At 62.5% G+C, this 13,065-nt stretch carries 10 protein-coding genes; all 10 read right to left on the bottom strand.

What is annotated here, in order from left to right:
• Positions 1-8: 8 nt before the first annotated feature.
• Entirely contained in the window at positions 9-659 is a 651-nt protein-coding gene (gene pdeM / locus CIB54_RS07470; protein WP_101219341.1) for a ligase-associated DNA damage response endonuclease PdeM, read from the bottom strand.
• Entirely contained in the window at positions 659-3,139 is a 2,481-nt protein-coding gene (locus CIB54_RS07465) for a ligase-associated DNA damage response DEXH box helicase (protein WP_101219340.1), read from the bottom strand. Before CIB54_RS07465 ends, pdeM begins: the two co-directional genes overlap by 1 nt.
• A gap of 57 nt (positions 3,140-3,196) precedes the next feature.
• The gene (locus tag CIB54_RS07460) at positions 3,197-3,961 is read right to left on the bottom strand and encodes an ABC transporter ATP-binding protein (RefSeq protein ID WP_065951958.1); all 765 of its coding nucleotides are present in this window, start codon (positions 3,959-3,961) and stop codon (positions 3,197-3,199) included.
• A 13-nt stretch (positions 3,962-3,974) separates the two neighbouring features.
• Positions 3,975-5,093, bottom strand: coding sequence for a succinylglutamate desuccinylase/aspartoacylase family protein (locus CIB54_RS07455; RefSeq protein ID WP_065951959.1), 1,119 nt, complete (start codon positions 5,091-5,093; stop codon positions 3,975-3,977).
• A 9-nt stretch (positions 5,094-5,102) separates the two neighbouring features.
• Complete coding sequence (locus CIB54_RS07450) at positions 5,103-5,813, bottom strand: ABC transporter permease (RefSeq protein ID WP_065951960.1); 711 nt, start codon at positions 5,811-5,813, stop codon at positions 5,103-5,105.
• On the bottom strand, positions 5,810-6,538 hold the full coding sequence (locus tag CIB54_RS07445) for an ABC transporter permease (protein WP_065951961.1): 729 nt from the start codon (positions 6,536-6,538) through the stop codon (positions 5,810-5,812). Before CIB54_RS07445 ends, CIB54_RS07450 begins: the two co-directional genes overlap by 4 nt.
• 56 nt (positions 6,539-6,594) lie before the next feature.
• Positions 6,595-7,374 (bottom strand): transporter substrate-binding domain-containing protein, encoded by a 780-nt coding sequence (locus tag CIB54_RS07440; RefSeq protein ID WP_065951962.1) that lies wholly within the window; start codon positions 7,372-7,374, stop codon positions 6,595-6,597.
• Positions 7,375-7,622: 248 nt separating this feature from the next.
• Entirely contained in the window at positions 7,623-9,257 is a 1,635-nt protein-coding gene (locus tag CIB54_RS07435) for an ATP-dependent DNA ligase (RefSeq protein WP_101219338.1), read from the bottom strand.
• Complete coding sequence (locus CIB54_RS07430) at positions 9,254-10,258, bottom strand: ligase-associated DNA damage response exonuclease (RefSeq protein WP_065951964.1); 1,005 nt, start codon at positions 10,256-10,258, stop codon at positions 9,254-9,256. The genes CIB54_RS07435 and CIB54_RS07430 overlap by 4 nt, the downstream gene beginning before the upstream one ends.
• Positions 10,259-10,440: 182 nt before the next feature.
• The gene (locus CIB54_RS07425) at positions 10,441-12,882 is read right to left on the bottom strand and encodes a penicillin acylase family protein (protein WP_101219336.1); all 2,442 of its coding nucleotides are present in this window, start codon (positions 12,880-12,882) and stop codon (positions 10,441-10,443) included.
• Positions 12,883-13,065 lie beyond the last annotated feature (183 nt).

Here is a 13,065-nt window from a genome sequence, read left to right as displayed (position 1 = left end):
ACCGGCGTTCACTGAACCGGCCATACCGCCTGATCGCCGATCACAAAGATTCGGCGTTCACTGTCCTGTTCCACTGCATACCCACCGGTGAATGCGCCAAACGCCGGCAGCAGGCTGATGCGTTTGCCCACCTGGAAGCACGGCAGGCGCAGACTCTGCCGACCTCTGCCGCGCAGGCGATACACCGGATGGACATGCCCGGCCAGCACATGATGGCTGGGGTGGGCGTCCGGTTCGTGCTGCAGCGCGAACGGCCCCATCAACAGAGGCTCCGGCACAACGTCTATGCGCAAATCGGCAGGCGGATCGCCGGCGCGTTGATCGTGATTGCCGCGAATCAGTGTGATCGGCAACTCGGCATGCCGCGCCCGCCAGGCCCTGAGCGCGCCCAGGGTGCCGCTGGCGTGGGAGCCGGGGCCGTGGAGGAAGTCTCCGAGAAAGATCAGATGAGTGCACGGAAACGCCGCCAGCAGCCGGTCCAGGCGCTGCAGGTTTTCGCTGGTGGTGCCCTGGGGGACCGGTTGCCCGAGGCTGCGGTAGGCCGAGGCCTTGCCAAAGTGAGCGTCGGCGATCAACAGGCTCTGGCGCGCTGGCCAGTACACCGCTTTGTCCGCCAGTAACCACAACTGCTCATCTTCGAGCGTGATCGAACAGACCATTAACCTTTTCCTTTGTCCGCGATTTTTTCCAGGTCCTTGACCATCCGCGCAATGCGCTCCGAGAGTTTTTCCGAACTCAGGCTTTCGCGCATCCGCTCCACCAATAACGGGAAGGCCAGCGGCGTAGGCCGTTGGATCACATGCAGGTCCAGTTGCAGCGCCGACAGGCGCAGCAATGTCTCCTCCAGGCGCTGGATGTCCAGTTCGTTGCGCAGCACTTCTTCCCCGGCCTGGGCCAGCAACAGGTTCTGCGGGTCATATTGCTTGAACACTTCGAAGAACAACCCGCTGGAAGCCTGGACCTGGCGAGTACTTTTCGGCGCACCGGGATAACCGGCGAACACCAGCCCGGCAATGCGCGCGATTTCGCGAAAGCGGCGCAACGCCAGTTCACCGGCATTCAGGCTGGCTGCCACATCCGTCAGCAGATCCTGCGGGCTGAGCAGGGCCTCGTTGAAGATATCGGGCCAGTGCACCTCGGTGGCACTCAGCAGTTCCAGCCCGTAATCATTGACCGCAATGGAAAAGGTCACGGGTTGCCGCCGGCTGACGCGCCACGCCAGCAAACTCGCCAGCCCCAGATGCACCTGACGCCCGGCGAAGGGGTAGAGGAACAGGTGCCAGCCCTCGCGCGATTTGAGAAATTCCGCCAGCAAGTGGTTGCGGGTCGGCAGGCCGGACCAGCGCAATTGTGTCTGCAACAGCGGCTGCACCGCACGCATCTCCGGCCCTTCGAAGCGACCCTGGGCCGCCGCGTCAAAGCGCTCGATCACCGCCTGCGCCAACTCGTTGGAAAGCGGCATGCGCCCGCCATTCCAGCGCGGCACGGCGGCTTTTTTCGCGGTGCTGCGGCGTACATAGGCGGTCATGTTTTCCACGCGCACCAACTCCAGCAGGCGCCCGGCGAACAGAAAGCCATCTCCCGGCTTGAGCCGTGCAATAAAGCCTTCCTCGACACTGCCGAGGTTCTTGCCGCCACCGCCTTTGCTCCAGTACTTCAGATGAATACTCGCATCGCTGACGATGGTGCCCACGCTCATGCGATGGCGGCGTGCCAGGCGCGCATCGGGGACGCGCCAGATGCCCTGTTCGTCAGGCTCGACGCGGCGGTAATCCGGATAGGCGGTGAGCGACAGCCCGCCATGGCGCACAAAGGCCAGGGCCCAGGCCCAATCGGCGTCGGTAAGATCGCGGTAGGCCCAGGCACCGCGTACCTCCGCCAGCAACGCGTCGGGAGTAAACCCACCGCCCAGGGCCATGCTGACCAGATGCTGCACCAGCACATCCAAGGGTTTGTGGGGCGATTCGCGGGCTTCGATGCGCCGCTGGGCAATCGCATCCTGTGCGGCGGCGGCTTCCACCAGCTCCAGGCTGTGGGTCGGCACCAATGTCACCCGTGACGGCCGCCCCGGTGCATGCCCCGAGCGGCCGGCGCGTTGCATCAGGCGCGCCACACCCTTGGCCGAGCCGATTTGCAGCACTCGTTCCACCGGCAGAAAGTCCACGCCCAGGTCCAGGCTGGAGGTACACACCACCGCCTTGAGTTGGCCTTCTTTCAACGCACGCTCCACCCAGTCTCGGGTCTCCCGCGACAGCGAACCGTGATGCAGCGCAATCAGGCCGGCCCAGTCCGGCCTGGCCTCCAGCAACGCCTGATACCAGATTTCCGATTGCGCACGGGTGTTGGTGAATACCAGGCAACTGCTGCTCGAGTCCACTTCAGCCACGACTTGCGGCAGCATCTTCAAACCGATATGCCCGGCCCAGGGAAAGCGTTCGGCAGTGGGCGGCAGCAGCGTGTCCACTTGTAGCTGTTTGGCTGTCTGCCCCTGCACGTTTATCCCGCCACCCTGTGGCACCAACACCTCCAGCGCGTGGGCCTGATTACCCAAGGTCGCTGAGATCCCCCACACCAGCAAATCCGGATGCCAGCGCCGCAGCCGCGCCAACGCCAATTGCAGTTGCACACCGCGTTTATTGCCGATCAGTTCGTGCCATTCATCCACCACCACCATGCGCAGATGCCCCAGGCTGACCTCGCTGTCGGCGCGCGCGAGCATCAGCGTCAGGCTTTCCGGCGTGGTGATCAGCGTGGTGGGCTGGCGGCGGGTCTGGCGCGCACGTTCGCTGCTGCTGGTGTCGCCCGTGCGCAGGCCGACGCTCCAGGGGATCTGCAGTGCCGCCAACGGCGCCTCGAGGGCGCGCGCGGTGTCGGCGGCCAAGGCACGCATCGGGGTGATCCACAACACGGTCAGGGGTTCGGCCGGGGCTTTGCGCTTGCCGGTAGCGGGTGGGCGCGCTACGGCGAAACGATTGAGGGCCGCGAACCACAGCGCGTAGGTTTTACCCGCGCCGGTACTCGCATGCAATAAGCCTGACTGACCCGCCTTGATGGCCTTCCACACGTCTTTCTGAAAGGCGAACGGGCGCCAGCCGCGGGTGGCAAACCATTGTTTGGCGAAGTCGACGGGTTTTGCCATGCGGCAGCGGACGCTCTGGAGGCTCTAATGCACAGACCCCCCAGGCGGTCTAAAGGTTTACTTCAAGTTACCGCTCAGGAATTGCTGCAGGCGCTCGCTCTTCGGATTGCCCAACACGTCCGCCGGCGCACCTTGCTCTTCCACTCGGCCCTGGTGCAGGAACAGCACCTGGCTTGAGACTTTGCGCGCGAAGCTCATTTCATGGGTCACCATGATCATGGTGCGGCCTTCTTCGGCCAGGCCCTGGATCACTTTCAACACTTCACCCACCAACTCCGGGTCCAGCGCCGAGGTGGGTTCATCGAACAGCATCACCTCGGGTTCCATCGCCAATGCGCGGGCAATCGCGACCCGTTGCTGCTGGCCGCCGGAGAGGAACGCGGGGTATTGATCAGCCACTCGCGCGGGCAGGCCGACTTTATCCAGGTAGCGACGGGCGCGGTCTTCGGCGTCTTTCTTGCTGCACCCCAGCACGCGGCGCGGGGCCATGGTGATGTTTTCCAGCACGCTCATGTGGCTCCACAGATTGAAGTGCTGGAATACCATGGCCAGCCGCGTGCGCAAGCGTTGCAACTCGGCATCGTCGGCCACGCGCATGCCGTGGCGGTCGCTGACCATGCGGATCGTTTGACCATCCAGGGTCATGGCGCCGTCGTTGGGCGTTTCCAGGAAATTGATGCAGCGCAGGAAGGTGCTCTTGCCCGAGCCGCTGGCGCCGATCAGGCTGATCACGTCGCCGGTCCTGGCCTTGAGCGAGACACCTTTGAGCACTTCATTGTCGCCATAGCTTTTATGCAGGCCTTCAACGGTCAATTTGTACATGGGGCGTGCATCCTCAAGGCGAAAGTAGGTAGCCGCTGCGGTAGGCCTCTGCGCCAGCGACATGGCTGATCACCATCCCGGCGGTGGCCATGCGCCGCAGCGAGCGCGCGTAAAGCAGGCCGGCATTGCGGCAATGCACGGGCGTTACGCGGTCGGTGATGGGGTCGATGATTTCGGCGATAAGCTGCCCGGCCTCCAGGTATTCCCCCGGCAAGGCGTGGAACACCAGCAAGCCGCCCACCGATGTGGTCACAGGCTCCACACCGGCCAGTGGCGTGGCCGGGTAGGGCAGCGCGGGCAGTGGCGGCGCGTCGCCTTCAATTGCGCCGCAGTGGGTCAGGTAATCGATGATCGCCTGGCAGTCCAGGGCAGCCAGGCCGTGGTTGACGTCGCCTTGGCCGCGCAATTCGACGGTCACGGAAAAACTGCCCAGGGGTATCGGGAAGCGCTTGGCGAAGCGTTGCTGCAACTGCCACCACACCAGGGTGAAACATTCATCGAAGGACTGCCCGCCGGAATCGGTGGCCAGCAGGTTGGCCTCCGAACCCAGGTAGCGCGCCAGCGGCTCCACCTGCGGCCAGGCCTCGGGCGTGGTGTAGAGGTGCGCCACGGCTTCGAAATCGCAGTGCAGGTCCAGCACCACGTCGGCATCGCACGCCAGGCGCTGCAGCACCAGGCGCTGGGATTGCAATTGAGTCGACGCCGTTTGCGCGGCCAGGGCGCCGGATAACGCGGTGCGGATCAACCGGGCGTTGTGTTGGGGATCATTGCCCAGCAAATCTTCGACCTGATCCCCGACCGCGTCGCTGAGGTCGACAAACAGGCGATTGAAGTTCTGTCCGCTTTCCAGCTCATAGCGGCCCAGGGGAATGTCCATCAGCACCTGTTCCAGCCCCACTGGATTGGCGACCGGTACCAGGACGATTTCGCTGCGCACGCGCCCGTTCGCCGCCAACTGTGCCAGGCGCGCCTTCAAGTGCCAGGCCACCAGCATGCCCGGCAGTTCATCGGCGTGCAGTGATGATTGGATGTAGACCTTGCTTTTGGCCTGTTCCGGGCCGAAGTGGAAACTGTGTATCTGTCGCGCCGTGCCGGGCACCGGCGCAATCAGGTCATGTCGCTGATGACGCATGAGCGCTCCTTAATGGCTCGGCCCGAGAAAGGCCAGCCAGCGGCGTTCCGCCAGTCGAAACAGGCCGACCAGGGCGAAGGTCACGGCCAGGTAAATCAATGCCGCGATGCCGAATGATTGAAAAGTCATGAAGGTGGCCGAGTTGGCGTCCCTGGCGACTTTGAGGATGTCCGGAATGGTTGCGGTAAACGCCACGGTGGTCGAATGCAGCATCAGGATCACTTCGTTGCTGTAGTAGGGCAACGACCGGCGCAGTGCCGACGGCATGATCACATAGGCGTACAGCTTCCAGCCGCTGAGGCCGTAGGCCTTGGCCGCTTCGACTTCGCCGTGGGCCATGCTGCGGATCGCCCCGGCGAAAATTTCCGTGGTGTAGGCGCAGGTATTGAGGGCGAAGGCCAGGATTGTGCAGTTCATCGCATCGCGAAAGAACGCATCGAGGACCGGTTGCGCGCGCACGGCGGCGATGCTGTAGATGCCGGTGTAGCAAATCAGCAACTGGATATACAGCGGCGTGCCGCGAAACAGGTAGGTGTAGAACTGCACCGGCCAGCGCACCAGGCGCCTGCGCGATACACGGGCGATAGACAGGGGAATCGAGACTATGAAGCCGATCACCAGTGCTGCGCTGAGCAGCCAGAGAGTCATGGCCAGGCCGGTGATGTGCTGGCCGTCGCTATAAAGGAACGGGCGCCAGTATTCCTGCAACAGCTCGATCATCGCACGGCCTCCCGTGAACCTGCGGCGTAGCGACGTTCAAGACGGCGCAAGACAAAATTGGAGGCGCTGGTGATCAACAGGTAGATCAGCGCGGCGAGCACCAGGAAGTAGAACAGTTGGTAGGTGCTCTTGCCGGCATCCTGGGCCGCTTTCACCAGATCAGCCAGGCCGATGATCGACACCAGCGCCGTGGCCTTGAGCATCACCATCCAGTTATTGCCGATGCCCGGCAGGGCAAAGCGCATCATTTGCGGGAAGGTCACGTAGCGAAACCGTTGCCCGCGCTTGAGCCCGTAGGCGGTGGCGGCTTCCAGCTGGCCACGGGGCACGGCCAGAATCGCGCCTCGAAAGGTCTCGGTGAAATAAGCCCCGTAGATAAAGCCCAGGGTGATGACCCCGGCGCTGAAGGGGTCGATCTCGATGTATTCCCATTCCATAAAGTCGGTCAGGCCGGTCAGCCAGGTTTGCAGGCTGTAGAAAATCAGCAGCATCAGCACCAGGTCGGGGACGCCGCGAATCAACGTGGTGTAGAGCTGGGCGGGGATACGCAGCAAGGGCAGGCTGGACAGTTTGGCGCTGGCGCCGAGCAGGCCCAGCAACACGCTGACGGCCAGGGACAGCACCGACAATTTGAGGGTCATCCAGGTGCCTTGCAGCAACAGCGGGCCGAAACCCTTCAAGCTGAACGCGCTCAGCCCGAGAGTTTGCAACAGATCTTCGAACATAAATCAGGACCTATGGCGATAAAAAAGCGCCCCTTGAAAAAGGGGCGCCCCAGGCATTATTTGCCGCTGTACAGGTTCAGATCGCCAAAGTGTTTCTTCTGGAGGGTGGCGTAGGTGCCATCATCGTGTAACGCTTTGATACCTTTATCCAAAAGCGCCTTGAGCTCAGTGTTACCTTTTTTGATACCGATCGCGGTTTTCGCTGGCAGCAGCGGGTCGTCGATGGCGGCGCTGACTTCGTAGCCGGCACCGGCTGGAGACTTGAGGAAGCCCAATTCGGCTTGCAGCATGTCCTGCACGGAAGCGTCGAGGCGCCCGGACGTCAAGTCGGCATACACCTGGTCCTGGTTGGCGTAGGCCTTGGTGGTCACACCGGCCTTGTCCAACACGGCCTTGGCGTAGGCTTCCTGGATGGTGCCTTGCTCATAGCCCACGGATTTGCCCTTGAGCGATTCAGGCGTCGAATACCCTGCACCTTTTTTGAACACCAGCGAGGTAGGGCCCGAGAACAGCTCGTTGGAGAAGTCGATAGCCTTCTCGCGCACCGGGGTCACGGTCATGGAAGAAATCACACCGTCGAACTTGTTGGCTTTCAGGCCCGGAATCATGCCGTCAAAGTCGCTTTCAACCCATTTGCACTTGACCTTCAGTTCCGCGCAGATGGCGTTGCCCAGGTCAATGTCGAAGCCCACCAGGCTGCCGTCGGCGGCCTTGGATTCGAATGGTGCGTAGGAGGGATCGACACCGAAACGCAATTCCTTGTATTCCTTGGCGGTTGCAACACCTGCAGCCATGCACAGAGCCAGTGCAGAAAGGGTCAGCAATGCTTTTTTCATTATGTGTTCCCTGGAAACCAAGATAAGCGCTTGTGGCGCGTTTAGGACTGTTACTGAACGGTGTCAGACGCAGCACAAGTAGCAATTTCTGCACCATAGTTCCGAATGATCGTTTTAAAAGGTGAGATAAGGGATTTCTAAGCGTAGGAAATGCCCACTAGTGGGCATTCGGAAAAGGTTGCACCATTACAGGTCATATGGAGATTCCAATGTGGGAGGGGCAAGCCCCCTCCCACAATTGATTTTTGTCAGGCCAGTAAGTCCTGCAGTGTGGCGAGGCTATCGGCTTCCTCCACCGTTTTATCCTGGCGCCAGCGCAACATCCGCGGAAAGCGCACCGCAATGCCGCTCTTGTGCCGCTTGGACAGGGCGATGCCTTCGAAGCCCAACTCAAACACCATACTCGGCGTGACGCTGCTGACCGGGCCGAATTTTTCCACGGTGGTCTTGCGCACGATTGCATCGACCTTGCGCATTTCTTCATCAGTAAGCCCCGAATACGCCTTGGCGAACGGCACCAGTGTGCGCTCGCTGCCCGGCGGGCCATCCCAGACCGCGAAGGTGTAATCGCTGTACAGGCTGGCGCGCCGGCCATGGCCGCGCTGGGCGTAGATCAACACTGCGTCGACGCTGAACGGGTCGACCTTCCACTTCCACCACAGGCCCATGTCCTTGGTGCGGCCCACACCGTAGAGGCCTTTGCGATCCTTGATCATCATGCCTTCGACACCGAGGCTGCGGGAGGCTTCGCGTTGCACGGCCAACGCCTCCCAGGTGTGCCCCTCGAGCACTGGCGAGGGCAACAGCACGGGTTGATTGCACTGCGCGATCACGCGTTCCAGCTGCGTACGGCGTTCAGCCAGGGGGTGGTTGCGCCAGTCATCGCCCTGATATTCGAGCAGGTCGTAGGCGAGCACCGCCACCGGCGCGTCCTCAAGCACTTTTTTACTCAGTGTCTTGCGGCCGATCCGCTGTTGCAGCAGGGCGAAGGGTTGCACCGCGTCCTTCCAGACCACGATTTCACCGTCGATCACGGTGCCGTCCGGCAAGCCGCTGACCAGGTTGTGAAGCTCGGGGAAACGCTCGGTCACCAGTTCTTCGCCGCGCGACCAGACCCACAAGCGGCCCTCACGCTTGACCAATTGCGCGCGAATGCCATCAAACTTCCATTCCACTTGCCAGTCGGCGGGGGAGCCGAGCAGCGCGTCAAACTGCTCCAGCGGTTGCGCCAAGCCATGGGCGAGAAAAAACGGATACGGCTGCCCGCCGCGTTGCGCATGCTCGTCGGATGATTCGGGGGCAATCAGTTTGAGATAGCCGGCGGGAGTAGGGCGATTGGACAGGTCGGTGTAGCCCACCAGCCGTTGGGCCACGCGCTTGCTGTCGAGCCCGGCCATGGCGGCAAGCGCGCGGGTCACCAGCAGTTTGGACACGCCGACGCGAAAGCTGCCGGTGATCAATTTGATACACACCATCAGGCTCGGTTGATCCAGTTGCGCCCACAGCGCTGGCAGGCGCTCGGCCAGTTCAAGCGGCGCAAGGCCACGCAGCGGTAACAGTTTGTCTTCCAGCCACACCGCCAGGCCATCTTCAGAGGTGTAGGTGGATTCGGGTAACAGCAGGGAAATGGTCTCGGCCAGATCGCCGACGGACTGATAGCTTTCTTCGAACAACCACGGCTCGATGCTCGCCGCTTGCGTCGCCATGTCCCTGAGCAGGCGGGTCGGCACCAATTGTCGCGGCCGCCCGCCTGAGAGGAAGTACACCGCCCAGGCCGCATCCTGCGGCGGTGCCTGCTGGAAATAGTCTTGCAGTGCCGCCAGCTTGGCGTTGCTGGAAGTCGTGGCGTCGAGGTTGGCGTACAGCTCGGCGAAGGCTTTCATGCGCTGGCCTCTTCGTCGTCGTCGCCGTATTCGGTGCTGAACCCTTGAGCGTCCAAGCCTTTCTCGCGCAGATGGCGTACCAATACGCCGACCGAACCGTGGGTAACCATCACCCGCTCGGCGCCGGTCTGCTCAATCGCCCACAACAGTCCGGGCCAATCGGCATGGTCCGACAGCACAAAGCCGCGGTCGACCCCGCGGCGCCGCCGCGTGCCGCGCAGGCGCATCCAGCCGCTGGCGAAGGCGTCGCTGTAGTCGCCGAAGCGGCGTATCCAGGTGCTGCCACCGGTGGAGGGCGGGGCGATGATCAGGGCCTGGCGCAGCAGCGGGTCGTTTTTTTTGAAGTCGCCGGCGTACAGCGTTTCGGGAATGTAGATACCTGCTTCGCGGTAGACCCGGTTCAGTGGCTCGACGGCGCCATGGCTGAGGATCGGGCCGATGCTGGCATCGATACCATGCAGAATGCGCTGTGCCTTGCCAAAGGAATAGCAGAACAACACGCTGGCCTTGCCGGCAGCGATATTGGCCTGCCACCAGTCGTTAATGCCGGAGAAAATCTGCGCCTGCGGCTGCCAGCGGTAGATCGGCAGGCCAAAGGTGGATTCGGTGATAAAGGTGTGGCAGCGCACCGGTTCGAAAGGCGCGCAGGTACCATCGGGCTCGACCTTGTAATCGCCGGACGCGACCCAGACCTCACCCTGATATTCCAGGCGCACCTGGGCCGATCCGAGGACATGCCCGGCCGGGTGGAAACTCAGTGTGACACCGTGGTGAACGAGTTTCTCGCCGTAGGCCAGCGTCTGCAGGTTGATGTCCTGGCCGAGGCGCGAGCGCAGAATGCCTTCGCCGGGGGCGGCGGCCAGGTAATGCTCATTGCCGGTGCGGGCGTGGTCGCCGTGGGCATGGGTGATCACGGAGCGTTCCACCGGGCGCCAGGGATCGATGTAGAAATCCCCGGCGGGGCAATAGAGGCCTTCGGGTCGGGCGATGACGAGGTCCATGGGGTGACCGGGGAGATGGGCTTGTTACTTATGAGGCGGGGGGCTGTGCAGAAGTTCTATCAGAATGCATGGGGCCAAATGTGGGAGGGGGCTTGCCCCCGATAGCAGTAGTTCAGTCAATGAATGTGTTGACTGTCACACCGCTATCGGGGGCAAGCCCCCTCCCACATTTGAAAACCGGGTTACTTGCCGGGTGTCAGGGTCAACCTGGTTTTGCCATACACCTTGTCAAAGTTCTGCGGCTGCATCGGGAAGCTCAGGTAGTGCGCCTTGAGTGATGGATCGATGCCGTTGGCATAGTTCGGGCTGGCCGGGTTGCCCGACTGGCCAGTGCCGCCCTGGCCCATCATCGGTTCGGGCTGGCCGAAGTCGACAATCATGCGCAGCGCCGACGTCTGGGCCACATTGAAATCCTGCCCCCAGGTGTAGGGGGCCGGGTTCAGGGTGTTGTGGTCGCCGCCGCTGGCGAAAGGCCCGCGGATAACCTGGCCGCTGGCGTTTTTCCAGGTGGTGGTGTGCAGCTTGCCCCATTGCCAGGCCTTGTGATCGGCGCCCAGCAGGCTGTCGCCGGTGCTGATCGCAGCGGCCAGGGTGCGTGCGAGAATCGCCGGCTTGTCTTCTTTTTGCGGTGTGCGCGTGTCATCCCAGAGCGGGCTGTCTTCACGGCCCAGCAAATGGTCTGCGGTGGCTGAGTAGGACAGGCTGGCGTTGCTGACAAAGGCTTTCCAGCTGGCGCTGTGTTCCGGACCGAGTTTGTCGAGGAAAATCTGTTTGGCGCTTTCCTGCAGGAACAGTTCGTAGACCGCCGCGTCGGCGGACGTCGGTGCAAGGCGACCCTCAAAGGCCATCAAGCGGCCCAGTGCTTCGCGCGCCTTGGCCTGTTCGGCGGCGGGCAGCGCATCGATTGCCTGTTTCAACGGCTGGGCCATGCCCGGCGCCTGGAACATACCCTTGAGTTTGGCGGCAAAGGTGGTGGTCTGGTCGTATTGCATGGCGATCACGCTGCGGCTGTCGTGTTTGCCGGCGTTGGCCAGTTGCGCCAGGCGCTCGCTGCGCTCCGGCGCGTCCCAGGAATTGGACAGCTGCATGCCATAGCCACGCGGAGCAGTGCGCTGGTTGGCGGTGCCGATCCAGCCTTGAGCCGGGTCCTGGTCATAGGGGTGCAGCATGGCGTCGGCGTAACCGTCCCAGTCAAAGCGCGTATCCCAGCCCGGCGAGGGCAGCAGGCCTTCGCCTTCGCGGCGGTTGGGAAAGCGGCCGGTGACTTGCCAGCCGATGTTGCTGGCGTCGGCGAAGATCATGTTCAGCGCAATGGCGCGAATTTCGCGTGTGGCGTCCGAAGCCTTGCCGGCATTCTGTGCGCGGGACAGGTCGAAGAACGCATCCAGGCTCTTGTCGTCTTTCAAATCGGCGGTTTGCAGGGCCAGGCCAAAACCGCTGGTGAGCGCCTGGCTGCTGTTGAGCAAGGCGCCGTGGCGGGTTTCGTACACCACGTCGCGAATCGAGCGCTGGCCTTTGATGAAGAAGGTCTCGTTACGCACGCCGGCCGCTAGCCATTTGCCGTTGTTTTCGTAGTACAGCGCGCTGCCCTGGCGTTTGACCTTTTCCAGGAACAGGTCCTGGGTGTCGCCCTTGACCGCGCTCATGCTCCACGCCACCTTGCCGTTGAAACCCGACAGCAGGGTCGGCAGGCCGGCAATCGACGCGCCGACCGCCTGATATTTCGGTGCACGGATCTGCACATAGCTCCAAGGCGTGGGTGCTTGCGGCTGGGCAGCGATGTCGTTGGCCAGCAGGCTTTTGCCGCTGCGGCTGCGTTGCGGCCCGATGGCCCAGTTGCTCGACGTGGTCACGCCCAGGGCATTGAGGCTGTTGAGTTGCTGGCTGACCGTGTCCAACCCGGCAAGACCCGTGACCTGGCTCAGGTTCACGCCCTTGAGCTTGTCGGCCTCGGCCAGCGGGATCGCCTCGTCCGGCGCGCTGGGAATAAGCCAGGCGAGCTTGTCGACGCCGACTTTTTGCGCCAGCACCAGCGACGAGATTTCTTCCTGCAGGTTGCTCGACTCACTGAAATTCAGCAGGCAGAACAGCAGCGCCGAATCTTCCGGTTTCCAGTACTCGGGTTTATAGCCGGTCTGGGCCAGGTCTGTCGGCAGCTTGTCGCGGTAGCGGAACAGGTAGGCGTTGACGCCCCGCGCGTAGACTTCGAAGAAACGCTTGAGCCGCGGCGACGACGCGTTGTACAGCTCGCCGGCGCTCTTTTTCAGGTTGACCGCGCGCATGAAGCGGTCGACATCAAGCACCTCGGGACCGGACATTTCCGCCAGGCGGCCCTGAGCCAGCAGTCGCAGGGTGACCATCTGGGTGATCCGGTCGCTGGCATGCACGTAGCCAAGGCTGAACAGCGCGTCGTGGAAGGTGTTGCTTTCGATCAGCGGCATGCCTTGGGCATTACGGCGTATCGACACGTTTTGTGCCAGGCCTTTGATCGGCTGTACGCCGGCTGCGGGGGGCAGAGTGTCCTGGGTGTTCTGGAGCTGGCAACCGGACAGGCTCAACGCACTGACCACTGCCGCGGCAACGCCGAACCGGGGAAGAAAATGTGTAAGGGCTGGCGAGGCCATGGCAAAGCTCCTGCGGGGGGTAGCGTCATTAAAGGCGCTACGTTAGTCAGCGCGGCGAAACGACGCAAGCGGGAGTTGTGTAATTGGATGAGTACCCATGTGGGAGGGGGGTTGCCCCCGATAGCGGTGGGTCAGTAACAAATAGGCTGACTGACACACCGTATCGGGAGCATGCCCCGTCCC

Source organism: Pseudomonas fluorescens (assembly GCF_002837185.1).
Lineage (GTDB): Bacteria > Pseudomonadota > Gammaproteobacteria > Pseudomonadales > Pseudomonadaceae > Aquipseudomonas > Aquipseudomonas fluorescens_AM.
The sequence above is the reverse complement of the archived record's forward strand: the minus strand, read 5'-3'. Positions and strand labels throughout refer to the sequence as shown.